Below are 25,935 nucleotides of genomic sequence, written 5' to 3' on the forward strand. Positions count from 1 at the left end.
CCCGGCGGTGGCCGTCAGCCCGCCATGAAGCTCAACCGCACCGTCCGGCGCGGGTTGTCCCGGTTGAGGTCGACCAGCACGATGCTTTGCCAGGTGCCCAGCGCAGGATCGCCCCCGGCCACCGGCACGGTCACCGACGGCGAGACGATCGCCGGCAGGACGTGATCGGCGCCGTGGCCCTCCGAGCCGTGCGCGTGCCGGTAGCGGTCGTCGCGGGGCAGCAGCCGTTCCAGGGTGTCGACCAGGTCGTCGTCGGAGCCCGCACCGGTCTCGATGATGGCCACCCCGGCCGTGGCGTGCGGCACGAACACGTTGCACAGGCCGTCGCCGCAGCTGAAGCAGAACCTGCGGACCGCGTCGGTGAGGTCCACGATGCGGCGGTGCGCGGTGTCCACCTCCAGTACATCGGTATGCACCCGGACCAGCCTACGGCGATGCCGCAGGACGCGGCCAATTCGATGTGACGGTTGCCACACCCTCGCGGGCAGGAGGAAGGTGACTGGTGGGACCGGTGGCGCCGCCGGGGCGCCGCCCCACACGAGAGGGGTCGATCGTGTACGCACGCTCCACCACCATTTCGGCGCAGCCGTTGTCCGTCGACATCGGCATCGCGCACGTCCGCGACGTCGTCATGCCCGCCCTCGCGGCGATCGACGGCTTCGTGGGACTGTCGCTGCTGGTCGACCGGCAGTCCGGCACGTGCATCGCCACCAGCTCGTGGGAGACCGTGGAGGCGATGCGGTCCAGCGCCGAGCGGGTGGCGCCGGTCCGCGACCAGGCCGCGCTGATGTTCGACGGCAGCGCGCGGGTCGAGGAATGGGAGATCGCCCTGCTGCATCGCGACCACCGTTCGCGGGACGGCGCCTGCGTGCGGGCCACCTGGCTCAAGGTGGTGCCGGACCAGCTCGGGCGGTCCCTGGACTTCTACCGGGAGGCGGTGCTGCCGGAGATGGAGCAGCTCGACGGGTTCTGCAGCGCCAGCCTGATGGTCGACCACCCGGCCTGCCGGCGGGCGGTGTCCTGCTCGACGTTCGACAGCATGGAGGCGATGGCGCGCAACCGGGACCGGGCGACCGAGCTGCGCAGCAGGCGTGTGCGGGATCTGGGCGCCGAGGTGATCGACGTCGCCGAGTTCGAGCTGGCGATCGCCCGGCTTCGGGTGCCCGAGCTGGTCTAGGGCAGCGAGTCCCCGGGAAACCCGCGGCACGGGTGCACCCGGTAGTTGAAAACCCCCGATGCCACGCCCGGGTCGTCGGCCATGATCGCGACGGTGTCGTCGATGGTCGCGGCGAAGACCCCGATACCGCAGACGTCGGAGTCGTCGGTGACGGGCAGCACCACCGCGAGCACGCCGTCGTCGCGCAGCGCGAAGTTGCGGCGGCCGTGCTCCCAGACGATGGCCGGCGTCCCGGCGTCATCGAAGTTGGGCCCCTTGGTCAGGATCACCAGGCTGTAGGGCCTCGCTTTCGGCAGCAGTTCGCTCATCTGCGCGTCGGTGAAGGTCTTCACGATCGCCTCCTTTTCGCCCGGATGATCGCGCGCAGGCGTTCCAGCCGGCCGGCCATCTCCCGCTCGCCGCCGCGACCGGTCGGCCGGTAGTAGTCGACGCCGACCAGCTCGTCTGGCGGATACTGTTGTCCCACAACGCCGTCCGGATCGTCGTGCGAGTACTTGTAGCCCTGGGCGTTGCCCAGGGCTGCCGCGCCGGAATAGTGGCCGTCGCGCAGGTGCGCGGGGACCAGGCCGGCCTTGCCCGCCCTGATGTCGGCCATCGCCGCCCCCAGCGCGGTGGTGACGGCGTTGGACTTGGGCGCGGTGGCCAGGTGGATGGTGGCGTGCGCCAGGGTCAGCTGGGCCTCGGGCATCCCGATCAGCTGCACGGTCTGCGCGGCGGCCACCGCGGTGTGCAGGGCGCTCGGATCGGCCATGCCGATGTCCTCGCTGGCCAGGATCAGCAGCCGGCGGGCGACGAATCGCGGGTCCTCCCCGGCCACCAGCATGCGGGCCAGGTAGTGCAGGGCCGCGTCGACGTCGGAGCCGCGCACCGACTTGATGAAGGCGCTGATGACGTCGTAGTGCTGGTCGCCGTCGCGGTCATAGCGCACCGCCGCCTCGTCCAGCGACTGCTCGACGGTCTCGACGGTCACCTGCGCGCCGGACCCCTGAACCGATTCGGCGGCTACCTCCAGCGCGGTCAGCGCGCGGCGGGCGTCGCCGGCGGCCAACCGCACCAGCAGCCCGACCGCCTCGGGCGCCACGGCCACCCGGCCGCCCAGGCCGCGGGGATCGTCGACGGCACGCTGCACGACGGTGCGGATGTCGTCGGCGCCCAGCGGGCGCAACTGCAGGATCAGCGACCGCGACAACAACGGGGCCACCACCGAGAACGACGGGTTCTCGGTGGTCGCCGCCACCAGCAGCACCACCCGGTTCTCCACGGCGGACAGCAGCGCGTCCTGCTGGGTCTTGGAGAAGCGGTGGACTTCGTCGATGAACAGCACCGTGCGCTCGCCGTTGAGCAGCGCATGGCGCGCCGACTCGATGACGGCCCGCACCTCCTTGACACCGGCCGACAGCGCCGAGAGCGCCTCGAACCGGCGGCCGGTGGCCTGCGATATCAGGGAGGCCAGCGTCGTCTTCCCGCTGCCCGGCGGGCCGTACAGGATGGCCGACGCCACACCGGAGCCCTCGACCAGGCGGCGCAGGGGCGAACCCGGCGCGAGCAGGTGCCCCTGGCCCACCACCTCGTCGAGCGACGCCGGTCGCATCCGGACCGCCAGCGGCGCCCCGGCCGACACGCCCAGGCCGCGGTCGCTCGTCCGGGCGGCGCCGGGGAGGTCAAACAGACCGTCGGACACGGCTTTAGGCATACCACGCCGGGATGACCGGGTGCGTCGGCCCAGGCAGGCGGCGGGCAATGCGCGCGTCCTGGCCACATATTTGCTAAGTTCCCGTTTGCCAAGTCCCGTGCGTGTGCCCACAGAGCAATCAGACAGCTAGGACGGACATGAGCCAGCCCCCCGAATATCCAGGGACCTCGCCCGACCCCCACGGGGGCAACCAGAACCCGCCCGGCTACCCACCACCGCCCGGCCCGCCGCCCGGTTACGGACCGCCGCCCGGCCCACCCGGTTACGGCGCACCGCCACCCCCGCCGCCCGGTTACGGACCGCCCCCCGGCTACGGCGGGCCCCCGCCCGGCTGGGGGCAGCAGCCCGGCTACGGCGGGCCCGCCACGGGCCCGGGCTTCAGCGTCGGCGCCGCGTTCAGCTGGGCGTGGAACATGTTCACCAAGAACGCGGTGGCGCTCGTCGTCTCGGTGCTGATCTACGCGCTGCTGTTCGGCGTCGGCTACGGCGTGCTGGCGCTGAGCGGCGGCCTGAACACCAACATCACCGACTCCGACGACTACACCAGCGCCACCACGACCATGGGGCCCGGCGGCTGGGCCATCATGGCGGTCGGCTACCTGCTGGTGTTCGCGGTCGGGGTGTTCGTGCACGCCGCGTTCTTCTCCGGCTGCCTGGACATCGCCGACGGCCGGCCGGTGGGCATCGGCTCGTTCTTCAAGCCGCGCAACCTCGGTCCGGCGATCCTCGCCGCGCTGCTGGTGGGCGCGCTGACGGGGCTCGCGTCGGCGCTGTGCTTCCTTCCCGGCCTGATCCTGGGCATCTTCGTCCAGTTCACCGTGCCGTTCGTGATCGACCGCTCGCAGTCGCCCATCACGGGCCTGAAGTCGAGCTTCTCGACGGTGTCGTCGAACTTCGGCAACGCCCTGCTGGCGTGGTTGGTGGAGCTGGCGGTGGTCTTCGTCGGGGCGCTGGTCTGCGGTGTCGGCCTGCTGGTGGCCGCCCCGCTGGCCGGGCTGATCCTGGTGTACACCTACCGCAAGCTCTCGGGCGGCCAGGTCGTCCCGCTGGAGCAGTCCGGCTACCAGCCGGGACCCCCACCTGGGCAATACCCCGCCTAGCGGCGGCGCCGACGCTGAATTGCACTGCGCTGCAGCCTGGTGGCGCTTGTGATGCAATCAGCGGTTATGAGTATCAAAGTTGCGCTGGAGCACCGCACCAGCTACACCTTTGACCGGCTGGTCCGGGTTTTCCCGCACATCGTGCGGCTGCGCCCGGCGCCCCACTGCCGCACGCCCATCGAGGCCTACTCGCTGCACGTCGAGCCCGACGACCACTTCATCAACTGGCAGCAGGACGCGCTGGGCAATTTCGTTGCGCGGCTGGTGTTTCCGAACCCGACGACCCGGCTGAGCATCACGGTGGGGCTCATCGCCGACCTCAAGGTGATCAACCCTTTCGACTTCTTCATCGAGGACTGGGCCGAGACCTGGCCGCCCGGCGGCCTGGTCTATCCCAAGGCGCTGGCCGACGACCTGCGACCGTACCTGCGCCCGGTCGACGAGGACGGCGAGGGGTCGGGCCCCGGCGAGCTGGCGCGGTCCTGGGTCGGCGACTTCTCGGTGCCCGACGGGACCCGCACCATCGACGTGCTGGTCGCGCTGAACCGCGCGATCAACGCCGACGTCGCCTACAGCGTGCGGATGGAGCCCGGGGTGCAGACGCCGGACCGCACGCTGCGCACGGGGATCGGCTCGTGCCGGGACTCGGCGTGGCTGCTGGTGTCGATTCTGCGCCAGCTCGGGCTGGCCGCCCGCTTCGTGTCCGGCTACCTGGTGCAGCTGGCTTCCGACGTGGAGGCCCTCGACGGGCCGTCGGGGCCGGCCGCCGACTTCACCGACCTGCACGCGTGGACCGAGGTGTACATCCCGGGCGCGGGCTGGATAGGGCTGGACCCGACGTCGGGGCTGTTCGCCGGCGAGGGCCACATCCCGCTGGCCGCAACGCCGCACCCGGCGTCGGCGGCGCCGATCAGCGGCGGCACCGAGGTCTGCGAGTCGGTGCTGGAGTTCTCCAACACCGTCACCCGCGTGCACGAGGACCCGCGCGTCACGCTGCCCTACAGCGACGAGGCGTGGCAGACGATCTGCGAGGTCGGCCGGCGCGTCGACGAGCGGCTGGCCGCCGCCGACGTCCGGCTGACCGTCGGCGGCGAGCCGACGTTCGTGTCGGTGGACAACCAGACCTCCAAGGAGTGGACGACGGCCGCCGACGGGCCGCACAAGCGGCGCCGCGCCTCCGACCTGGCCGCCAGGTTGAAGTCGGTGTGGGCGCCGCAGGGACTGATCCAGCGCAGCCAGGGCAGGTGGTATCCGGGAGAACCGTTGCCGCGCTGGCAGATTGCGCTCTACTGGCGCACCGACGGGCTGCCGCTGTGGACCGACGAGGCGCTGCTGGCCGATCCCTGGGGCGACGAGGCGGCCGGCCCCGCCGACGCCGAGGCCGCGCACGAGGTGCTCGCCGGGGTCGCCGACGGGCTGGGCCTGCCGTTGTCGCAGGTGCGACCCGCCTACGAGGACCCGCTGTCCCGGTTGGCCGCCAAAGTTCGCATGCCCGAAGGCGATCCGGTGAGCGAGACCGACGACCTGGCCCCCGGCGCCGACACCGCCGCCGACCGCGCCGCGCTGCTGGCGCGCCTCGACGAATCCACCACGGCGCCTTCGGCTTTCGTGCTGCCGCTGCATCGCCGCGACGACGACCTGGGCTGGGCCAGCGCCGACTGGCGGCTGCGACGGGGCCGCCTGGTGCTGCTGGCCGGGGACTCGCCGGCGGGGCTGCGGCTGCCGCTGGACTCGATCAGCTGGCACCCGCCGCGCGCCCGGTTCGACGCCGATCCCCTGTCCGTTCCCGGCGCGCTGCCGGCCGGGCCCGAGGCGGGCGACGCGGTGGTGACCGACCCCGAAACCGCGCCGACGACCGCGATGGTCGCCGAGGTCCGCGACGGGCTGGTGTACATCTTCATGCCGCCCACCGAGGCGCTCGAGCACTTCGTCGACCTCGTCGCCCGGGTGCAGACCGCGGCGGCCAAGGCCGACCGTCCGGTGGTGATCGAGGGCTACGACCCGCCGCCGGACCCGCGGCTGCGCTCGACGACGATCACGCCCGACCCGGGCGTGATCGAGGTCAACGTCGCGCCCACGGCCGGCTTCGCCGAACAGCGCGAACAACTGGAGACGCTCTACGCCCAGGCCCGCCTCGCCCGGCTGTCCACGGAGTCCTTCGACGTCGACGGCACGCACGGCGGCACCGGCGGCGGCAACCACATCACCCTCGGTGGGGCGACGCCCGCCGACTCCCCCCTGCTGCGCCGCCCGGACCTGCTGGTGTCGCTGCTCACCTACTGGCAGCGGCACCCGTCGCTGTCCTACCTGTTCGCCGGGCGATTCGTCGGCACCACGTCGCAGGCGCCGCGGGTCGACGAGGGCCGCGCCGAGGCCCTCTACGAGCTCGAGATCGCCTTCGCCGAGATCGCCCGCCTCGCGGCGGCCGGCTCGCCCAAGCCCTGGGTGGTCGACCGCGCGCTGCGGCACCTGCTCACCGACATCACCGGCAACACTCACCGCGCCGAGTTCTGCATCGACAAGCTCTACAGCCCCGACAGCCCCCGCGGCCGGCTCGGCCTGCTGGAGTTGCGGGGCTTCGAGATGCCCCCGCACCTGCGCATGGCGATGGTGCAGTCGCTGCTGGTGCGCTCGCTGGTGGCGTGGTTCTGGGAACAGCCGCTGCGCGCCCCGCTGATCCGCCACGGCGCCAATCTGCACGGGCGATACTTGTTGCCGCACTTCCTGATTCAGGACATCGCCGAGGTCGCCGCCGACTTGCGCGCGCACGGCATCGCCTTCGAGACCAGCTGGCTGGACCCGTTCACCGAATTCCGCTTCCCGCGCATCGGCACGGCGGTGTTCGACGGCGTCGAGATCGAGCTGCGCGGGGCGATCGAGCCGTGGAACACCCTCGGCGAGGAGTCCACCGCGACGGGCACCGCCCGCTACGTCGACTCGTCGGTCGAGCGCATCCAGGTCCGCATCATCGGCGCCGACCGCCACCGCTACGTGGTCACCTGCAACGGCTATCCGGTGCCGCTGCTGGCCACCGACAATCCCGACATCCACGTGGGCGGCGTGCGGTTCAAGGCGTGGCAGCCGCCGAGCGCGCTGCACCCGACCATCACCACCGACGGCCCGCTGCAGTTCGAGCTGGTCGACCTCACCTCGGAGACGTCGCGCGGCGGCTGCACCTACCACGTGTCGCACCCCGGCGGGCGCGCCTACGACCAACCGCCCGTCAACGCCGTGGAGGCCGAGGCGCGCCGCGCCCGCCGCTTCGAGGCGACCGGCTTCACGCCGGGCAAGCTCGACCTGGCCGGCCTCAAGGAGAAGCAGGCGCGCATCTACACCGACATCGGCGCGCCGGGCATCCTCGACCTGCGCCGCGTGCGTACCGTGCAGCAGTAATGGCGTTTGCGGACATGACGTTCGGCACGGGCGGAGCGACCGGGCCGGGCTCGACGACCAGCGGCGGCCGCTACGACGCCGACCGCCTGCTGGCCGGCTATAAGTCAGCGCGCGCGCAGGAGGCCCTGTTCGACCTGCGGGACGGCCCGGGGATCGGTTACGACGAGTTCGTCGACCACGACGGCAGCATCCGTCCCGCCTGGTCCGAGCTGGCCGACACCGTCGCCGAGCGCGGCAGGGCGGGCCTGGACCGGTTGCGCTCGGTGGTGCACGGCCTGATCGACAACGACGGCATCAGCTACACCGAAGTCGAGCCGACCAAGGACGGGGCCCACGCCCTGGAGCCGCGGCCGTGGCGCCTGGACGCCCTGCCGATCGTGCTCTCCGCCGCGGACTGGCAGGTGCTCGAGGACGGCCTGGTGCAGCGCTCGCGCCTGCTCGACGCCGTGCTCGTCGACCTCTACGGGCCGCGCTCGTTGCTCACCGAGGGCCTGCTGCCCCCCGAGCTGGTGTTCGCCCACCCCGGCTACGTGCGGGCCGCCAACGGCATCGAAGGGCCCGGCCACCACCAACTTTTCATGCACGCCTGCGACGTCAGCCGGTGGGCGGACGGCACGTTCCGGGTCAACGCCGACTGGACGCAGGCGCCGTCGGGCGCCGGCTACGCGCTGGCCGACCGGCGCGTCGTCGCGCACTCGATCCCGGACCTCTATGAGCGGATCGCGCCGCGACCCACCACACCGTTCGCCCAGGCGCTGCGGCTGGCGCTGATCGACGCTGCGCCCGACGTCGCCCAGGACCCCGTCGTGGTGGTGCTCACGCCGGGCATCTACTCCGAGACCGCCTTCGACCAGGCGTATCTCGCGACGCTGCTGGGCTTCCCGCTGGTGGAGAGCGCCGACCTGGTGGTGCGCGACGGCAAGCTGTGGATGCGGTCGCTCGGCACGCTCAAACGCGTCGACGTCGTCCTGCGCCGCGTCGACGCCGAGTACACCGATCCCCTGGACCTGCGCGCCGACTCCCGGCTCGGGGTGGCCGGGCTGGTGGAGGCGCAGCGCCGCGGGACGGTCACGGTGGTCAACACCTTGGGCAGCGGCATCCTGGAAAGCCCTGGGCTGCTTCGCTTCCTGCCCGAGCTGGCCGAGCGGCTGCTGGGGGAAGCCCCGCTGCTGCGCACCGCCCCGGTGTACTGGGGCGGCATCGCCGCCGAGCGCTCACACCTGCTGGCGAATCTGTCGTCACTGCTGGTGAAATCCACCGTCGGTGGCAAAACCTTTGTCGGGCCTAATCTTTCGTCGCAGCAGCGCTCTCGGCTGGCCGCTTGCGTCGAGAAGATGCCGTGGCAGTGGGTAGGTCAGGAACTGCCCCAATTCTCGTCGGCGCCAACCGATCACGCTGGCGCGCTGTCCTCGGCGGGCGTCGGCATGCGGCTGTTCACGGTCGCCCAGCGCAGCGGGTATGCGCCCATGATCGGCGGCGTCGGCTACGTGCTGGCCCACGGGACCGCCGCATACACCCTGAATACCGTCGCGGCCAAGGATATCTGGGTTCGCCCCACCGAGCGGGCGCGCACCGAGACGGTGACCCTGCCGTCGGTCTCGCCGCCGGTGAAGACCGCCGCGGGCACCTGGGGCGTCAGCTCCCCGCGCGTGCTGTCCGACCTGTTCTGGATCGGGCGTTACGGCGAGCGCGCGGAGAACATGGCCCGGCTGCTGATCGTGGCGCGCGACCGCTTCCACGTCTACCGGCATCAGCAGGACACCGAGGAAAGCGAGTGCGTGCCGGTGCTGATGGCCGCGCTGGGTCGCATCACCGGCACCGACACCGGTGCCGAAGGCGACCAGGCCGAGATGATCGCCGTCGCCCCCTCGACGCTGTGGTCGCTGACGGTGGACCCGGACCGTCCCGGGTCGCTGGTGCAGGCGGTGGAGGGGCTGGCGCTGGCGGCCCGGGCGGTGCGCGACCAGATGTCCAACGACACCTGGATGGTGCTGGCGGCGGTCGAGCGCGCCCTCGCCCTGCATCCCGACCCGCCGGACTCCCTGGCCGAGGCCGACGCCTCGCTCGCGTGGGCGCAGGCGCAGACGCTGTCCGGGATGCTGACGCTGTCGGGGGTGGCCGGCGAGTCGATGGTGCGCGACGTGGGCTGGACGATGATGGACATCGGCAAGCGCATCGAGCGCGCGCTGTGGCTGACCCGGCTGCTGCACGCCACCCTGACCACGGTGCGCAGCCCCGCCGCCGAACAGACGATCATCGAGTCGACCCTGGTGGCGCTCGAGTCGTCGGTCAGCTACCGGCGTCGCACGGTCGGCACGGTCAGCGTCGCCGCCATGGCCGAGCTGATGCTCTTCGACCCGACCAATCCCCGGTCGCTGCTGTATCAGCTCGAACGGCTGCGCTCCCACCTCAAGGACCTGCCCGGCTCGTCGGGCTCGTCGCGCCCGGAGCGGCTGGTCGACGAGATCAACACGCTGCTGCGCCGGTCGCACCCCGGCGAACTGGAGATGGTCAGCGACGAGGGACTGCGCGCCGAGCTCGCGGAGCTGCTGGACACGGTACACGTCGAGCTGCGCGACCTGGCCGAGGTCATCACCACCACCCAGCTGGCGCTGCCCGGCGGCATGCAGCCGCTGTGGGGCCCCGACGAACGGCGCGTGATGCCCGCCTGACCGACCGCGGCGCGTCACGCCGGAGCCCTGACTCGCGGCGTCGCCCCGGCCCGCTCAGCCCACTCAGCCCGCTATCGCGGCGGGTCCCCTGGCCTCCGACGTCACCTCGTCGACCACGGTGTGGATGAACTTCATCTTCTCCAGCACCGCGACCGGCAGCACGAACGGGTACAGGTCGTCGTGGCCCATCGACCGGTTCACCATGTTCAGCGACCACGACAGCGGCAGCCACATGTCGATGATCGTCTGGAATGCGCTGGGGCCCAAGGCCGGCCGGTCGAAGGTCGCCGACGCCGGCGCCAGGCCGCACCATGCCGAGGTGTCCAGGGTGTCGCGGATGTGCAGGTAGTGTGCGAACGTCTCGGCCCAGTCCTCGGCGGGATGCATGGTGGCGTAGGACGACACGAAGTTCTCCTGCCAGCCCTCGGGGGCGCCCTCGCTGTAGTGGCGGTCCAGCGCCGCCTGGTAGTCGGCGTCCGGATCGCCGAAGAGCTCGTTGAACCGGGCCAGGTACTCATCGGACGGGGCGACCAGGCGGTAGAAGTAGTAATGCCCGATCTCGTGGCGGAAGTGCCCCAGCAGGGTCCGGTACGGCTCGTCCATCTCGACCCGCAGCTGCTCGCGGTGCACGTCGTCGCCCTCGGCCAGATCCAGTGTGATGACGCCGTTCTCGTGGCCGGTCATCACGTTCTCGTGCGCACTGGACAGCAGGCGGAAGGCCAGGCCCTGGTCGCGATCCTCGTCGCGGCCGACGATCGGCAGCTTGAGCTCGTGCAGCTCGGCGATCAGGCGCCGCTTGGCCGCCTCTGCCCGCGCGAACTCCGTCATCCCCGCTGCGTCGGCGTCGTTGGGCCGCACCGTGGTCAGCACGCACGACGCGCACAGTCCGCCCGGGTTGCTGCGCACCAGCCAGTTGCACTCGGCCAGATGGCGATTCACGCACAGCTGGTATTCGCTGGCGCTGACGAACCCGGCGTGCTCGCCCTCGTCGCCCGTCGTGATGACCAGCAGGGCCATCTGCTCGAGGGAGAATCCCAGTGCGCTGCCACACCCCAGGCAGGTGGAGTTCTCGAACGTCAGCCGTTGCCCGCAGTTGGGGCAGTGGAAGTCACGCATGCAGCACGTCACCTTCGAAGGGGACGACGTCCACCGCGACGTCGATCACGCTGCGCTCGGAATTGGTGTAGATGATGCCGCGCAGCGGGGGCACGTCCGCGTAGTCGCGGCCCCGCCCCACGATGATGTAGCGCTGGTCGACCATCTGGTCGTTGGTGGGGTCGAGCCCCAGCCATTCGAACTGGCCGGGCTCCTGAGGGGTCCACACTGCGGCCCAGGCGTGGGTCGCGTCGATGCCGATCATCCGGTCCTTTCCAGGGGGTGGGTCGGTGGCCAGATAACCCGACACGTAGCTGGCCGCAAGACCGTTGGCTCGCAGGCAGGCGATTGCCAGCCTGGCAAAGTCTTGACATACCCCTTCTCGCGCCGCCAGAACCTCCTTGACCCCGGTGGAAATCGTCGTCGACCCAGAGCGGTAGGTGAAATCGTTGAAGATCCGCGTCGCCAGGTCGCGCAGCACCTCGACCAGTGGGCGTCCCGGCGCAAAGCTGGGCGCCGCGTACCGGCGCACCTCGTCGGTGATCTCCGGCGGGTTGAGGTCCAGGGTGAACTCGGTGGCGAGCGCTCCCCTGCGGCCGGTGGGGCGCGCCGCCTCCCATGGCTGCACGGCCGGCCCGCTGCGGTACCGCTCGGGCGGCGGCGGGTACACGTCGACGATCGAGTCGCTGGTGACGATCAGGGTCCGGTGCGGCTCGGTGACGTGGAAGTAGGAGCTGATGTTGCCGTACACGTCGCGGCTGGTGGAGCTGTCGGCGGGGGCGGGGTCCACGGTCAGCCGGTGAGTGATGCAGCGCTGGCGCAGCGAGTCGCGGGGGGTGAGGAAACCGCGGCCATACGAGCTGGTCACCACGTCGGAATACCGGTACTCGGTGCGGTGGGTGACCCGGTGGCGGCGGGGAACGCCGCCCTCGGCGTCCGACAAGGGTTTCGACAAGGCTCCTCCTCACCGCTGATCACATCACACCGGGGCCGGATTCGCGGGGTCCGCCGATCCGGCGCCAAGCGCGCTTTGCGGGAGCACAATCAATGGGTGGCCACGTGGGACGACGTCGCCCGCATCGTCGGTGAGCTGGCACTCACCTCGGAGCCGTCACCGCGCGACTGGCGGGTCGGCAAGAAGTTGCTGGCGTGGGAGCGCCCGCTGCGCCCGTCCGAGCGCGAGGCGCTGACGCGCGACGGCACGGAGCCGCCCGACGGCGACATCCTCGGCGTCCGGGTGTCCGACGAGGGCGTCAAGTTCGCGCTGATCGCCGACGAGCCGACCGTCTACTTCACCACCCCGCACTTCGACGGCTATCCCGCGGTGCTGGTCAGGCTGGCCCGGATCGCGGCCCGTGACCTCGAGGAGCTGATCACCGAGGCGTGGCTGACGCAGGCGCCGAAGAAACTGGTCCAGGAGTTCCTGGCCGACTCGCGGTGAGCCGGCTACCGCAGATCGATCACCCGCTGCAGGTCGTCGACGCAGGCCGCGACCACGTCGGCGAGCACCACCTCGGCTCGGGCGTGCGCATTCGACTGCAGCTCAACGACGTGCTGGCGCGCGGCGGCGGTATAGGCGCAGGCCCCGGCCGGGTCGGTGTCGGCCAGCGCCGTGGCGGCCGCGAGCACCACCAGCACGGTGTGCAGGGCCCGCGGCGGCCGGTTGTCGCAACCGTCGGCGGCGGGGGCGACGACGCGGGCCAGCTGCAGCACGGAACCGGCCAGCAGGGCGACGTGCACGGCCTGGTGATCGGCCGCGTCGACGGCGCCGCGCAGTCCCCACCGTCGCGGTGAGACGCGGACCACCTGACGGGCGGTGGCGCGCGCGCTGATCAGCCCGCCCACCTGCTGGTGCACCCGGTCGACGACCGACAGCGGCCAGTCGGAGGCGGCCTCGCGGCGCCCGGCGGCGATCTCGGCGGTGTGCGACAGCACGACCTGCAGGATCGCCAGCACGCCGACGCGGGCGCGGCCCAGCACCTTCAACGGGTCGGCGGGGAACAGCAACACCGCGAAGACCAGCGCCAGCAACCCGCCGATGAGGGCATCGTCGATGCGTTCCCAGCCGACCCCGCGGCGGAACAGCGCCAGCACCAGGATCGACGAGACGACGGTCTGGTTGGCGAACATCATCCCCTGGCCCAGGTAGCCGCCCTCGATCAGCACCGCCGCCGAGAGCGCGATCAGGGCGGCCAGGCCGATGGGGACCGGACCCGTCCCCAACAGGATCTGCACCACGGTGCCCATTCCGATGCCCAGGGTCACGCCGATCATCATCTGGATGGCGCGTTGCGCCCGTAGGACGTTGGTGATCGACAGGCACACCGCGGCGGCGATCGGCGCGAAGAACGGCTGCGGGTGGCCCAACACGTCGTGGGCGACGTACCAGGCGAGACCCGAGGCGACCGAGGTCTGCAGGAGGTTGAACCACCGCCCCCGCAGGCGTTTGAAGTGGGTCACCGCCCCCGCGTACGCCGCAGAGCGCATGGTCCGCGGCGCCGGGGTCACGGGGTGCCCGGGCCTAGTTCGGCTGCAATTCGAACAGCGGGATCACCCGGCTGGTCTTGGACTGGTACTCGGCGAAGCCCGGCGCCGCGGCCGCGACCTTTTCGAACAGCGCGTCGCGCTCGGCGCCCGGCAACTCGCGGGCGGTGACGTCGAACGCTTGCACCCCCTGCGGGGCGCCAAGCTCCACGTGCGCCGCCGGGTTGGCCCGCAGGTTGTGCACCCAGGCCGGGCTGACGGGCGCGCCCGCGAACGACCCGATGATGATCAGCTTGCCGTCGATGCGGAAATAGGCCAGCGGGTTCACCCTCGGCTGGCCGGACTTGGCGCCCGTCGTGGTCAGCAGCAGCAGATTCGCGCCCTCGAACTGCCCGCCGACCTTGCCCTCGTTGGAACGGAATTCGTCGATGATGCCGGTGTTGAACGCGTTGATGGTGCCCGTGTCTGGAATCTCGGTCATGCCCGCTCAACTTTCTCCGGCTTGGCGTCTATTCCGGACTGCGTACCCGGCGTTGGTATCGCGTAGCCGCGATGGTCCCGCGACGCAATCCCTGGCCACAGCGTTGAGACTGCTGGCCGCCGGAAACGTTGAAAAATAGTGTTTCGTTCCCGCTGCGTACCCGCACATCAGAAGCGCGTCCAGCGGCCGCCAAATCTTCACACCACGATCCAAGCATCAAACAGGGGGCCAAGGTGACCGGCGACCAATATGGCCGACGGCCGCGTCGAGCAGTACGTGCTTCTCGTCCCCGCGGGGGGACGTCGAGGTCACCGCCGCCGGTGCGCGCCAGCTGGCCCGCCGCGCTGCATAATGCGGCGGATTCCCTCGATGACCTGCGGTGAGCTGCTCCCCAGCGGCCTCGAGAGCAGCTGGCGACGAAACTCGAACCCCGTCCCTGCAGCGATAAACCATCCTCGAGTTACGACACGCGATACTCGGGGCATACCCTGAGGTTGCGATTAGAAGATCTGGGGTGTAAAAAGAAGAAGCCCGGCCGACCGGCCGGGCTTCTGAAACGGAGGTTCCGCACAAGCGGTAGACCCCTGCTGTAGCGAGCTGAGTCTACCGAACGTGCGGGCCCTCCTTCAAATCGAAGGAGAGTTAAATCATGCTCAAGACGATTATCCAGGCGATGCCGGCAGGAGGCACCGACGCCCCGAAGATCATGACGGGAACGTTCACCGACCTTCGTGCGCTGACGGTGCCGGTCACCGAACTGGTCGCGAAAAAGCCGTCTCCGACTTACCAGCATGTGGTGGAGGAGATTCGGCCGATTCGGGACCTCGTCCAGCGTGACATGTCGGGCGCCAAGGCCACCAACGCCAAGACCAAGCTGCCGGCCTACGTCGGCCGAAAGTTGACTCACAATGGGCAGTGGACAGGTCCGGTGTGGAACTTCATCATCTGGCTTCCCGACTCCTTGGAGCTGGCCGGCGACGAGAACGACCCGGTGATGACCTACCAGCACGACCCGACGAACCTCGGGTTCTACCTCGACGGCGAGTCGCGGGGATTCTGCCTCGAAACGATGATCCTGGTCGAGGACGATCCGGATCGGCGCAAGGCGCTGATGAACATCCCGGTCATCATCGAGCTCTACGACGGCATCTCGGTCGAGCGCGCCGCGCAGCATTTCCGGGACACCAACGGCCTGGGCGTGGGAATCAACGCGGCGCTGCTGGTCGGCCACGATTACGAAGATCAGTGGATGGAGACCACCCGGAAGGTGTTCGCAGAGCTCAACATCGAGCTGGAGGACCAGTCCAGGCAGGTCAAGGCCAACAGCTCGGCCGTCCTGACGGTGGTCGCGGCACGCGCGATGGTTGCGGCCATCGCTCGCGGGGTCAGCGCGGTGCAGTTTGGCGCGGGCACGATCCCCACCACGATCGACAAGGAGCCGGTCGACTTCAAGAAGCTGGAGTCGGTCGCCGCCAACTGGCTGGGCCACGTGTTCTCCACCTGCGGTGTGACGGCGTTCAAGGACAAGAGCCTGGTGCTGCGTGCGGTCCCGGTCAGCACGGCGCTGGGTGCGCTCGGCCGGCCGTTCTACACCGGCGACGTGGACGCCCAGCTCAAGGCCAAGGCCCTGCTCAGCAACTCGGACATCGACTGGTCAGCAGGCTCGCACTGGTCGGGGATTGCCGGGAAGCTCAATCCCAATGGGGCGTTCTCGGTGGGCTCCGGCAAGGAGAACGGCTACGCCACCTACCGGGCTCTCACCGAGCCGTCCGACCCGGGTTACAAGTCGATCCGGCACATCCGGGACGCCGAAGTAGCAGCGAGCTGAATTGAAGGAGCCCGGCCTGCCAGGCCGGGCTCCTTCTTCATCAGGGCAGCGGCGGCCGGGTGAGCGCGATGGCGCGGGCCACGACCCCGAAGATGCCCGGATACCAACAACCGATCAGAAAGAGACCAGCTGAAAATGCCACGCCCCTTTACCTTTTCCCAGCGAAAAGGCTTAACACCGATCCCTGAGCCAGTACAGCTCGAGAGCATGGACGAACGGCTCCGGACTGATTTATGGAATGTGCTTTTTCACGAGCTATTCAAGCCGTTCGCCCAACCCGCGCCCTACTCGCTACAAAGTTTCTGGTGGCACCACTTCGGTTTTCCCGCCGAGAGCTATGACGAGCGAAAGGTCGGTTACCAGGTCAAGCTGGTCATCAGCGAGGGCGAATGGTACGAGGTCTACGACCTGCTCGAGTTCATTGCGAGCCAGACACCCGATTACTACCCGCAGCTCCTGAAGCTGCTGAACAGCGTTCTCGAGCTCAACCGCGCCGGATACCGGATCGTGGCTGGCCACGTCGTTGAAATCACCGACGAGAACGAACTCCAGTCGATCCGGGACGCGGCCGCGAAACCAGCGGGCTCCCCGGTGCGCCAGCACCTCGAAAAAGCTGTGCAGCTGTTCGCCAATCGGGACAATCCGCAGTACGCGAACTCGATCAAAGAGTCGATCTCGGCGGTCGAGTCGGCGGCGCGCGACGCATCCGGCAAGCCGTCCGCGGTGCTGGGCGCCGCTCTCGACGAGATCGCCAAACAGACCGGGTCGGTGCATCCGGCGCTGTTGAAGGGCTGGAAAGCGATCTACGGATTCACCAGCGACAGCAGCGGTATCCGGCACGCGGATACGCCCGGCAGCGTGCCGGCGACTCCGGAACTGGCGCAGTACTTCCTCGTCACCTGCTCGGCGATGGTCAACCTGCTGACGACGTTGCAGGCAAAGCCGTAGCGCCGCAGCCCGGTCACTGTGTGGACACCTCGGTGGCCGCCGTCGCCTCCGGTGCGCCGCCCAGGGCTACGGCGCAGGCGATGACCTGGTCGGCCAGCGCGGCCCGCTCGGTCGACGGGGCGGTGTAGATGCGGGCGGCCAGGCCGAGCAGCTCGGCGGCGCCGGCTTTGCGACCCTGGCCGAGACCGTAGGCGCAGCGCGGGGGCGGACCACTGCGTACCCACTGCGTACCGAGAGCACCTGATCGCAGCTAACGTGCAGGTGAGCACGTTAGCTGGTCTCCGGCTTGGCGTCTATTCCGGACTCCTTGCGCTGCTGGGCGGTGATCGGCGCCGGCGCGTTGGTCAGCGGGTCGACGCCGCCGCCGGTCTTGGGGAACGCGATCACCTCGCGGATGGAGTCGACACCGGACAGCAGCGCGTTGATCCGGTCCCATCCGAACGCGATTCCCCCGTGCGGCGGGGCGCCGAAGGTGAACGCCTCCAACAGGAATCCGAACTTTTCCTCGGCTTCGGCGTGATCGAGGCCCATCACCGCGAAGACCCGCTCCTGGATGTCGCGGCGGTGGATACGGATGGAGCCCCCGCCGATCTCGTTGCCGTTGCACACGATGTCGTAGGCGTCGGCGAGCACGCCACCGGGATCGGTGTCCACCGCCTCTTCATGGCCCGGCTTGGGCGAGGTGAACGCGTGGTGCACCGCGGTCCACGCCCCCGAGCCCACGGCCACGTCGCCGGCGGCGGTGGCGTCGTCGGCGGGCTCGAACAGCGGCGGGTCCACGACCCACACGAACGCCCACGCCTTGGGGTCGATCATGTCGAGCCGCGCGGCGATCTCGCCGCGCGCGGCCCCCAACAGGGCCCGCGACGGTTTCGCCGGTCCCGCGGAGAAGAAGATGCAGTCGCCGGGCTTGGCCCCGACGTGGGCGGCCAGGCCAGAGCGTTCGGCGTCGGAGAGGTTCTTGGCGACCGGACCGCTCAGCGTCCCGTCGTCGCCGACCAGCACGTAGGCCAGCCCGCGGTGGCCGCGCTGTTTGGCCCACTCCTGCCAGCCGTCCAGTGTGCGCCGCGGCTGCGAGGCGCCGCCGGGCATCACCACCGCGCCCACGTAGGGCGCCTGGAAGACACGAAACGTGGTGTCGGAGAAGAAGTCTGTGCACTCGACCAGCTCGAGGGCGAACCGCATGTCGGGTTTGTCGGAGCCGAAGCGGCGCATCGCGTCGGCGTAGCTGATCCGCGGGATCGGCGTCGGGATCCGGTAACCGATCAACTCCCACAACGCGGTGAGGATCTCCTCGGAGATCGCGATGATGTCCTCGGCGTCGACGAAGCTCATCTCCATGTCGAGCTGGGTGAACTCGGGCTGGCGGTCGGCGCGGAAATCCTCGTCGCGGTAGCAGCGGGCGATCTGGTAGTAGCGCTCCATGCCGGCGACCATCAGCAGCTGCTTGAACAGCTGCGGGCTCTGCGGCAGGGCGTAGAACGAGCCCGGGTGCAGCCGGGCGGGCACCAGGAAGTCGCGCGCCCCCTCCGGGGTCGAACGGGTGATCGTCGGCGTCTCGACCTCGACGAAGTCGTGGCGCGCCAGCACCGCGCGCGCGGCGGCATTGACCTTGGCGCGCAACCGAAGTGCAGCTGCCGGCCCGTCGCGGCGCAGGTCGAGGTAACGGTACTTCAGCCGCAGCTCCTCACCGGCGGGCTCGTCGAGCTGGAACGGCAGCGCAGCGCTCTCCCCGAGCACGGTCAGCGACGCCGCGTTGACCTCGATGTCACCGGTGGCGATCTCGGCGTTGGCGTTGCCCTCCGGCCGGATCTCGACGGCGCCGGTGACCGCGACGCAGAACTCGGAGCGCAGCCGGTGCGCCTGCGCCAGCACGTCGGGCTCGCGGAACACCACCTGGGCGACCCCGGAGGCGTCGCGCAGGTCGATGAAGATGACACCGCCGTGGTCGCGGCGGCGGGCCACCCAACCGGCCAATGTCACCTGCTGCCCGGCGTCGCTACTTCTCAGCGAACCAGCGGCGTGGCTGCGCAGCACAAACACACTCCCTTTGGCTTGGTATCGAACGAGTGCCCAGTCTAGGCGGCCGTGTAATTTCGTCCGTATCGCCACCAACATCGCACTCGTCGGTCCCGGCGCCGTCGGCACGACCATCGCCGCCCTGCTTTACAAGGCCGGGCATTCGGTGACGGTGTGCGGTCACACGCCCCGCGCGGCCATCGAACTGCGGCCCGACGGCGCCGCCCCCATCGTGGTGCCCGGGCCGGTGCGCACCGACCCCGGCGAGGTGACCGGGCCGGCCGACGTCGTGGTGCTCGCGGTGAAGGCGACCCAGAACGACGACGCCGCCGCCTGGCTGGCCCCGCTGTGCGCGGAACACACCATCGTCGTGGTGCTACAGAACGGTGTCGAGCAGGTCGAGCAGGTCCAGCCGCACTGTCCGTCGTCGCCGGTGGTGCCGGGCATCGTCTGGTATTCGGCCGAGACGCAACCCCAGGGATGGGTGCGGCTGCGCGGCGAGGCCGCGATAGTGCTGCCCAGCGGGCCCTCGGCGGAGACCATCGCCGGGCTGCTGCGCGGCGCCGGCTGCCGGGCCGACTGCGACCCCGACTTCGTCACCGCGGCCTGGCGCAAGCTCTTGGTCAACGCGCTGGCCGGTCTCATGGCGCTCTCCGGGCGCCGGTCAGGCATGTTCCGCCGCGACGACGTGGCCGCGCTGGCGCGGGCGTACGTCGCCGAGTGCCTGGCCGTCGCGAGGGCCGAGGGCGCCCGGCTGCCCGACGGCATCGTCGACGAGCTGGCCGAGCTGTTCCGCCGGGCCCCCGAGGACATGGGCACCTCGATCCTCACCGACCGGGAGAACGGCCGGCGGATGGAGTGGGACATCCGCAACGGGGTGATCATCCGCAAGGGGCGCGCCCGCGGCCTGGCGACGCCCATCAGCGATGTCGTCGTGCCGCTGCTGGCGGCGGCCGGCGACGGTCCGGGCTAGATTTAGCGCCATGTTCCCGCTTCCGCCTGCGCGACAGCGTCGGCCCCGCCAGCACGCCCCCGCCGCGACCCCGCAACTTTAGGAGCATGCGATGACCTTCAACGAGGGCATGCAGATCGACACCAGCACGGCGTCATCGTCCGGCGGGATGGGTGGGATGCGGATCGCGCTCGGGGGCGGTGTCGGCGGCCTGCTGATCATCTTCCTGGCGCTGTTCTTCGGCGTCGACCCCGGCGGCATCGTCAGTCAGCAGCCGATGGACACCCGCGACGACGCGGCGCCGGGCTTCGACCTGAGCCAGTGCAAGACCGGGGCCGACGCCAACAAGTACGTGCAGTGCCGCGTGATCGCGACCGGCAACTCCGTGGACGCGGTGTGGCATCAGCTGATGCCGCGCTACACACGCCCGCACGTGCGGCTGTTCACCGGGCAGGTGGACACCGGCTGCGGCCCGGCGACCACCGCGGTGGGGCCGTTCTACTGCCCGGTGGACCAAACCGCCTACTTCGACACCGACTTCTTCCAGGAGCTGGTCGACAGATTCGGTTCCAGCGGCGGGCCTTTCGCCCAGGAGTACGTGGTCGCCCACGAATACGGCCACCACGTGCAGCAGCTGCAGGGCTACCTCGGCAGGGCACAGCAGGGCGCGCAGGGGGCCGGCGGCAACGGCGTGCGCACCGAGCTACAGGCCGACTGCTACGCCGGTATCTGGGCGCACTACGCCTCCACCGTGAAGCAGGAGAGCACCGGCGTGCCCTATCTGGAGCCGCTGAGCGACAAGGACATCTCCGACGCCCTCTCGGCCGCGGCTTCGGTGGGCGACGACCGCATCCAGAAGTCGGCGACCGGCCACATCAATCCCGAGTCGTGGACCCACGGCTCCTCCGAGCAGCGCCAGCACTGGTTCACCGTCGGCTACCAGAGCGGCGACCCGAACAAATGCGACACGTTCGACGCGACGAACCTCAACTGAGCACCGGGGCCGCTACCAGCGCCGCGTCGAGCACGTCACCCCGGTGGTGGCGCTCTGGGTCACCACCACCTGGCCGTCGACGGCGATCTGGCACTGGATCTGCGGGGTGTTGCCGGAGTCGCAGTCCGGCCAGTGGCACCCGCCGCTGGCGGTGACGATCGCCCACTGGCCGGGGTCCGCGAGCGTGGTGGTGTAGGTCAGCGGCTGCCCGGCCGAGAACGCCGTCTGCACGGACTTCATGTACTGCGACGAGTTGTTGTCGTAGGCCGCCTGGCTGGGCGGATCGCTGTCCATGTAGCGCACGTTGCCCGTCAGGTTGCCGGTGGCCGTGATCGTGTAGGTCACCTGGTGGCCGGCGGGGTCGGCATCCGAGGTCGCGGGCGTGACAACGGAAAGCATGGCCAAAGCGGCCACAGCGGCCGCCGCCGTCGCGATCCCGCGGGTCACCTTTCGCACGTTCGTCATGTCGCAAACGCTACCGAACTCGTTACGCGCGGTTGTCCGGCTCGGGGTATGAAGCATGCATGAGCGACGATCCGCAACCCGCCCGCGTCACCGGCCCGCAGGCGCCGGGGTTCAGCCGCCGCAGGCTGCTGACGACAGGCGCCCTGTCGACGGTCTTTGGGGCGGGAATCGGGGGCGGCGCGGTGCTGCTCTGGACCCGCGCCGGCGCCCCGGCGCTGTGGCACCAGCCGGACCGCGACGGCGCGCCGCCCGTCGTGGGCCTGCACCTGCAGTACGGCAGCAACGCCGCCACCGAGGTGGTGGTCTCCTGGCACACCACCGAGGCCGTCGCCAACCCGCGGGTGATGCTGGGCACGCCCGCCGCCGGTTTCGGGCGCACCGTCGCGGCCGAGACACGGACCTACCGCGACGCCAAGTCCGGCACCGAGGTCCGCGTCAACCACGCCCGCCTGACGAACCTCACCCCGGACACCGACTACGTCTACGCGGCTGTGCACGACGGCACCGACCCCGCGCAGGGGACGGTGCGGACCGCACCGCAGGGACGCAAGCCGTTGCGCTTCACCAGCTTCGGCGACCAGTCGACGCCCGCCCTGGAGAAGCTGCCCGACGGCAGGTACGGCACCGACAACATCGGGTCGCCCGCCGCCGCCGACACCACGCTGGCGATCGAGCGGCTGGGCCCGTTGTTCAACCTCGTCAACGGCGACCTGTGCTACGCAAACCTCGCGCACGACCGGGTCCGGACGTGGTCGGACTGGTTCGAGAACAACACGCGGTCGGCGCGGTACCGCCCCTGGATGCCGGCGGCCGGCAACCACGAGAACGAGTTGGGCAACGGGCCGGTCGGTTACGCGGCCTACCAGACCTACTTCGCGGTGCCCGATTCCGGGGCCGACGCGCAGTTTCGCGGGCTGTGGTACTCGTTCACGGCCGGGTCGGTGCGGGTGATCAGCCTGGCCAACGACGACGTGTGCTTTCAGGACGGCGGCAACTTCTACGTGCACGGCTACTCCGGTGGTGAGCAGAAGCGTTGGCTGGCAACCGAACTCGCGGCCGCGCGACGCGACCCCGATGTCGACTGGGTGGTGGTCTGCATGCACCAGACCGCGATCTCGACCGCCGACCGCACCAACGGCGCCGACCTCGGTATCCGCGAGCAGTGGCTGCCGTTGTTCGACCAGTACGACGTCGATCTGGTTCTGTGCGGCCACGAACACCACTACGAGCGGTCGCATCCGCTGCGCGGGGCGATGGGCACCGACACGCGGACGCCGATACCCGTCGCGACCGGTAACGGCACCGTCGACGCGAGCCGGGGAACGGTGCACCTCGTCATCGGCGGTGGCGGCACCTCGCTGCCCTCCAACGGCATGTTCTTCCCGCAGCCGAGGTGTCGCGTGTTGACCGCCGTCGGCGACTACGACCCCGCGATCGGGCGCAAGAAGCCGATCTACGTCATCGAGGATGCGCCGTGGTCGGCGTTTCGCGACCGCGACAATCCCTACGGCTTCGTCGCTTTCGACGTCGACCCCGGCTCACCCGGCGGCAACACCTCGATCAAGGCCACGCACTACGCGCTGAGCGGTCCGTTCGGCGAGGTGACCGTGGTGGAGCAGTTCACGCTGACCAAGCCGCGCCGCGACAGGACCGCCTAGCGTCAGAACAGCGTCGGCTGGGCGGGCTCCGCGACAGCCGGGGCTGCCCGCGCGAACGGCCGGTGGTCGCCGGCCAGCCGATGCTTGCGGATCAGCGGTGCGGCGCGTGCCCGCAACATGTCGCGGTAGTCCGGCGGCAGGTAGGCGCCGCGCCGGTACAGCTCGCGGTAGCGGCCGACCAGCTCGGGATGCGAGCGCGCCAGCCACTCCATGAACCAGCCGCGGGTGGAACTGCGCAGGTGCAGGCCGAAGACCGTGACCCCGGTGGCGCCGGCGTCGGCGATCTGGCCGAGCAGCCCGTCGAGGTGCTCGGCCGAGTCGGTGAGGTGCGGCAGCACCGGCGCGACCATCACATGGCAGTCCAGGCCGGCGTCGCGGATCGCCGCGATGAGGCCCAGGCGCGCCTGTGGCGTCGGGGTGCCGGGCTCGACGTCGCGGTGCAGTTCCGGGTCGCCGACAGCCAGCGACACCGCCACCGAAAGCGAAACCCGTTGCGCAGCATCGGCGATCAGCGGCAGGTCGCGCCGTAGCAGCGTGCCCTTGGTCAGGATGGACATCGGCGTGCCCGACTGAGCCAGGGCGCTGATGATGCCCGGCATCAGCGCGTAACGGCCCTCGGCGCGCTGATAAGGATCGGTGTTGGTGCCCAGCGCGACGGTTTCGCGCCGCCACGACGGCCTGCGCAACTCGCGGCGCAGCACCTCGGCGACGTTGGTCTTGACGATCACCTGGCTGTCGAAGTCGTTGCCGCAGTTGAGGTCCAGGTACTCGTGCGTGGGCCGCGCGAAGCAGTAGCGGCAGGCGTGCGAGCAGCCCCGGTAGCCGTTGACCGTGTAGGTGAACGGCAGCGCGGCCGCGTTCGGCACCCTGTTGAGCGCGGACTTGCACAGCACCTCGTGGAACGTGATGCCCTCGAACTGCGGCGCGCGCACGCTGCGGACGAGTCCGATCCGCTGCAAGCCGGGCAGCGCCTCGTCCTCGACCGGCCTGCCGTTGACCGCGACGGCCTGATTCGCCCAGCGCATGCTTTATTCGAACACTAGTTCGATACGAAGTCAAGTCCGCGCGCCTAGAAGGGCGGCGGGTCGTCGTCGTCTCCCACGATGCCGGAACACCCGAAATCACATGTCGCCGTTTGTCTCTCAGGGACTTGGCGCGCCTGCCTGTTGTGCCGGCGTTCGGTGGCGATGTAGTGGGCGCGGTTCTGGGCCCGTGTGCGTTTGCGTTTGGGCATCATCGCGGTGCGCTCCCCGCACCGCCCGGTGGGCTCGGCCGCCCACCGGGGCGCGGGCCCAGTCGGCGCGCACAACTGCGGGAACAGCCACGCGCTGCCCGGGGTGGTCACGTAGGTTGAGCCGTCGGACAGTCGCCAGAGCACAGTCCCGTCGGGCAGCTGCTGGTCGCGCCACCCCCAGAAGGTCTTCATCACATGGTGGCATCGGTTGGCTGAAGAACACTTCAGCCAAAGTGCCACCCGGCTTGCTCAGTACGGGTGGACGGGGTTGTGATAGTTGGGACCCGCGATATGGGCGGCCGCTTCGATTACGAGCCCGCTCAGCGGCAGAAGCACCAGCAGTGCCAACACAGCTACCTTGATGGTCCTCTCCGCGTCGGACCCGACGGGCTCGCCGGTCACCTCACTGAGCACCTTGAACTTCATCACGGATTTGCCGATAGTTGCGCCCGTCGTGCCCTGTCGGTAGCCCCAGTTCCAGACCGAGTACGCCAGTGCCACTAGCAAGCCGATCACTATGGCCGCCAGCCCCGTTGCAGTCACGTGCCCACCGCACACCGTCTTGAAGCCGCCGACATATGGTTCGCAGAACTTCCCAATTAAGTACTCTGCGATGGCGCCGGCGATGCCGTACACGATCAAAATTGGAAAGGCATCAATTAAGGTGGCCTCGACACGCCGACCCGGTGATGTCGGTGGCAGTATCGTCAATTTCTGGCGCGACGGCGGCGGTTTCGGCTCAGCGGTGGGCTTCTGCCGGGCATCTTGACCGCCGATGTCCACGAAGGATTGATCGCTTCCGTGGAGCGGGGTCCCGGTGGAATTCGCAACCTCTGTCGGCACCGCTGATTCAGGTGTACCCGTGGCACCTGCCGGGCCGTCGATAATGGTCGACCCGGACGCGGGCGCGAGTCGCTCCGGCGGCGCCATGGTGTCCGAGGAAGCTTTGGCGGCGTCGTCGATGATCGCAGACTCAACTGGTGTGGCGGTGTCGGTAGTGATAGGCGGTGGCTGCTTGAGCGACTCCGTGTCGATGGCGGCGACTATGGCTTCTACTTCGGTTCGTGTTCGATAGGTGACGTCTTCGCGGTCGCGCAGCTTCCTTAGCATCGTCATGATGTCGTTGCGGGCGGCCTCGTGCTGTCCGTCTTCTCGTAACCCCACCTGCAGTTGAGCCACGAGGGCGGCCTGGTCGCGCGGGCTCAGATATTCGGGGTTCGAGATGATTGTGTAGAGCCGGATCAAATACTCGAACGGCACCGGTGGTTCACCGGGCAGCGGTTCCGGGAGCGGGTGACGCCGCGCCCGCTCCCGGTGCAGCGCCGCACTTATCCGCATGGCCGTGCTGGGCGTGGGGAGGCGGTAATCGATCGCCTGCACCGCCCCCAGCGGGTTGAGCTGCATGCTGTCGACGGGGCCGACCTGGATGGGAAGGATGGGCAGACCGAGCGCCTGCCCGTACTGCAGCTCGGCCTGGCACGGCTTGGACTCGATGGAGTTTTGTGAGAGCGCGAAGACGAACACATCGCAGCCGCGGATCTGTTCGAGGATTGCCCGCCACCATGCCTCGCCGCCGGCCAGGCGCTGGTCCATCCACACCTGCTCGTCGGCGTCTTGCAGATTCTGCACGAGACTTTTGACCGCGTCCCTGTCGCGGCTGGAGTAACTGACGAACACCGTCATGGCCAGTCCAACCTCTCACTACGCCCAGTCCCCGCAAGCCTAGACGCGGTCTTTCAGGC

General features: G+C 69.8%; 22 protein-coding genes and 1 pseudogene. 10 read left to right on the forward strand and 13 right to left on the reverse strand.

The features are described 5' to 3' along the window. Positions 1-14: 14 nt before the first annotated feature. Positions 15-416 (reverse strand): secondary thiamine-phosphate synthase enzyme YjbQ, encoded by a 402-nt coding sequence (locus G6N48_RS09820; RefSeq protein WP_085269715.1) that lies wholly within the window; start codon positions 414-416, stop codon positions 15-17. 137 nt (positions 417-553) lie between these two features. Here G6N48_RS09820 and G6N48_RS09825 point away from each other — a divergent pair, with 137 nt between their 5' ends. Beyond that, the gene (locus G6N48_RS09825) at positions 554-1,177 is read left to right on the forward strand and encodes a hypothetical protein (RefSeq protein ID WP_085269716.1); all 624 of its coding nucleotides are present in this window, start codon (positions 554-556) and stop codon (positions 1,175-1,177) included. Here the strand turns inward: G6N48_RS09825 and G6N48_RS09830 are convergent. Both G6N48_RS09830 and G6N48_RS09835 read right to left on the reverse strand, forming a co-directional pair. Next, entirely contained in the window at positions 1,174-1,509 is a 336-nt protein-coding gene (locus G6N48_RS09830; RefSeq protein WP_085269717.1) for a YciI family protein, read from the reverse strand. The genes G6N48_RS09825 and G6N48_RS09830 overlap by 4 nt on opposite strands. Continuing rightward, positions 1,506-2,870, reverse strand: coding sequence for a replication-associated recombination protein A (locus G6N48_RS09835; RefSeq protein WP_085269718.1), 1,365 nt, complete (start codon positions 2,868-2,870; stop codon positions 1,506-1,508). The genes G6N48_RS09830 and G6N48_RS09835 overlap by 4 nt, the downstream gene beginning before the upstream one ends. Positions 2,871-3,007: 137 nt before the next feature. On the opposite strand from G6N48_RS09835, the gene G6N48_RS09840 reads away from it, so the two are divergent. From G6N48_RS09840 to G6N48_RS09850, 3 genes are all read left to right on the forward strand, one after another. Further along, positions 3,008-3,970 carry a DUF2189 domain-containing protein gene (locus tag G6N48_RS09840; protein WP_163670813.1) on the forward strand — a complete coding sequence of 321 codons (963 nt, stop codon included), beginning with the start codon at positions 3,008-3,010 and terminating at the stop codon, positions 3,968-3,970. 66 nt (positions 3,971-4,036) lie between these two features. Continuing rightward, on the forward strand, positions 4,037-7,363 hold the full coding sequence (locus G6N48_RS09845; protein WP_085267292.1) for a transglutaminase family protein: 3,327 nt from the start codon (positions 4,037-4,039) through the stop codon (positions 7,361-7,363). Between the two features lie 14 nt (positions 7,364-7,377). After that, positions 7,378-10,035: a circularly permuted type 2 ATP-grasp protein gene (locus tag G6N48_RS09850; protein WP_232066778.1), complete on the forward strand. Its 2,658-nt coding sequence runs from the start codon at positions 7,378-7,380 to the stop codon at positions 10,033-10,035. A 63-nt stretch (positions 10,036-10,098) separates the two neighbouring features. On the opposite strand, the gene G6N48_RS09855 is transcribed toward G6N48_RS09850, so the two are convergent. Both G6N48_RS09855 and G6N48_RS09860 read right to left on the reverse strand, forming a co-directional pair. Continuing rightward, positions 10,099-11,151, reverse strand: a complete 1,053-nt coding sequence (locus tag G6N48_RS09855; protein ID WP_085267290.1) for a zinc-binding metallopeptidase family protein — start codon at positions 11,149-11,151, stop codon at positions 10,099-10,101. Continuing rightward, positions 11,144-12,085 (reverse strand): transglutaminase family protein, encoded by a 942-nt coding sequence (locus G6N48_RS09860; RefSeq protein WP_232066586.1) that lies wholly within the window; start codon positions 12,083-12,085, stop codon positions 11,144-11,146. The genes G6N48_RS09855 and G6N48_RS09860 overlap by 8 nt, the downstream gene beginning before the upstream one ends. 96 nt (positions 12,086-12,181) lie before the next feature. Here G6N48_RS09860 and G6N48_RS09865 point away from each other — a divergent pair, with 96 nt between their 5' ends. Next, positions 12,182-12,571, forward strand: a complete 390-nt coding sequence (locus G6N48_RS09865; protein ID WP_085267288.1) for an MmcQ/YjbR family DNA-binding protein — start codon at positions 12,182-12,184, stop codon at positions 12,569-12,571. A 5-nt stretch (positions 12,572-12,576) separates the two neighbouring features. Here the strand turns inward: G6N48_RS09865 and G6N48_RS09870 are convergent, their stop codons facing one another. Both G6N48_RS09870 and G6N48_RS09875 read right to left on the reverse strand, forming a co-directional pair. Beyond that, positions 12,577-13,617: an FUSC family protein gene (locus G6N48_RS09870; protein ID WP_085267297.1), complete on the reverse strand. Its 1,041-nt coding sequence runs from the start codon at positions 13,615-13,617 to the stop codon at positions 12,577-12,579. 34 nt (positions 13,618-13,651) lie between these two features. Beyond that, positions 13,652-14,095, reverse strand: a complete 444-nt coding sequence (locus G6N48_RS09875) for a nitroreductase family deazaflavin-dependent oxidoreductase (protein ID WP_085267287.1) — start codon at positions 14,093-14,095, stop codon at positions 13,652-13,654. A gap of 649 nt (positions 14,096-14,744) precedes the next feature. Here G6N48_RS09875 and G6N48_RS09880 point away from each other — a divergent pair. Together G6N48_RS09880 and G6N48_RS09885 are read left to right on the forward strand one after the other, a co-directional pair. Further along, on the forward strand, positions 14,745-15,923 hold the full coding sequence (locus G6N48_RS09880) for a DNA sulfur modification protein DndB (protein WP_085267286.1): 1,179 nt from the start codon (positions 14,745-14,747) through the stop codon (positions 15,921-15,923). Positions 15,924-16,058: 135 nt separating this feature from the next. Next, entirely contained in the window at positions 16,059-16,871 is an 813-nt protein-coding gene (locus tag G6N48_RS09885) for an AbiJ-NTD4 domain-containing protein (protein WP_139825582.1), read from the forward strand. Positions 16,872-17,141: 270 nt separating this feature from the next. Here the strand turns inward: G6N48_RS09885 and aspS are convergent, their stop codons facing one another. After that, entirely contained in the window at positions 17,142-18,914 is a 1,773-nt protein-coding gene (aspS, locus tag G6N48_RS09890) for an aspartate--tRNA ligase (RefSeq protein WP_139825581.1), read from the reverse strand. A 61-nt stretch (positions 18,915-18,975) separates the two neighbouring features. Between aspS and G6N48_RS09895 the strand changes: the two genes are divergently transcribed. Together G6N48_RS09895 and ypfJ are read left to right on the forward strand one after the other, a co-directional pair. Continuing rightward, positions 18,976-19,863 carry an oxidoreductase gene (locus G6N48_RS09895; protein ID WP_179969934.1) on the forward strand — a complete coding sequence of 296 codons (888 nt, stop codon included), beginning with the start codon at positions 18,976-18,978 and terminating at the stop codon, positions 19,861-19,863. Between the two features lie 91 nt (positions 19,864-19,954). Continuing rightward, a complete protein-coding gene (ypfJ, locus tag G6N48_RS09900; protein WP_085267284.1) occupies positions 19,955-20,836 on the forward strand; it encodes a KPN_02809 family neutral zinc metallopeptidase in 882 nt (293 codons plus the stop codon). A 12-nt stretch (positions 20,837-20,848) separates the two neighbouring features. Here the strand turns inward: ypfJ and G6N48_RS09905 are convergent, their stop codons facing one another. Further along, positions 20,849-21,301, reverse strand: a complete 453-nt coding sequence (locus G6N48_RS09905; protein ID WP_085267283.1) for a hypothetical protein — start codon at positions 21,299-21,301, stop codon at positions 20,849-20,851. Positions 21,302-21,360: 59 nt separating this feature from the next. Here G6N48_RS09905 and G6N48_RS09910 point away from each other — a divergent pair, with 59 nt between their 5' ends. Next, positions 21,361-22,959 (forward strand): purple acid phosphatase family protein, encoded by a 1,599-nt coding sequence (locus G6N48_RS09910; RefSeq protein ID WP_085267282.1) that lies wholly within the window; start codon positions 21,361-21,363, stop codon positions 22,957-22,959. A gap of 2 nt (positions 22,960-22,961) precedes the next feature. Here G6N48_RS09910 and G6N48_RS09915 read toward each other — a convergent pair whose 3' ends face one another. From G6N48_RS09915 to G6N48_RS28890, 4 genes and pseudogenes are all read right to left on the reverse strand, one after another. After that, a complete protein-coding gene (locus G6N48_RS09915) occupies positions 22,962-23,984 on the reverse strand; it encodes an Rv2578c family radical SAM protein (protein WP_085267281.1) in 1,023 nt (340 codons plus the stop codon). A 44-nt stretch (positions 23,985-24,028) separates the two neighbouring features. Then, a complete protein-coding gene (locus G6N48_RS09920) occupies positions 24,029-24,385 on the reverse strand; it encodes a hypothetical protein (protein WP_085267280.1) in 357 nt (118 codons plus the stop codon). A gap of 57 nt (positions 24,386-24,442) precedes the next feature. Further along, the gene (locus tag G6N48_RS09925; protein ID WP_408632583.1) at positions 24,443-25,531 is read right to left on the reverse strand and encodes an RDD family protein; all 1,089 of its coding nucleotides are present in this window, start codon (positions 25,529-25,531) and stop codon (positions 24,443-24,445) included. 33 nt (positions 25,532-25,564) lie between these two features. Beyond that, positions 25,565-25,876 (reverse strand): annotated as a pseudogene (locus G6N48_RS28890) (toll/interleukin-1 receptor domain-containing protein); the annotation flags it as partial. Positions 25,877-25,935 lie beyond the last annotated feature (59 nt).

The organism is Mycobacterium parmense, assembly GCF_010730575.1.
In the GTDB taxonomy this organism is placed as follows: domain Bacteria; phylum Actinomycetota; class Actinomycetes; order Mycobacteriales; family Mycobacteriaceae; genus Mycobacterium; species Mycobacterium parmense.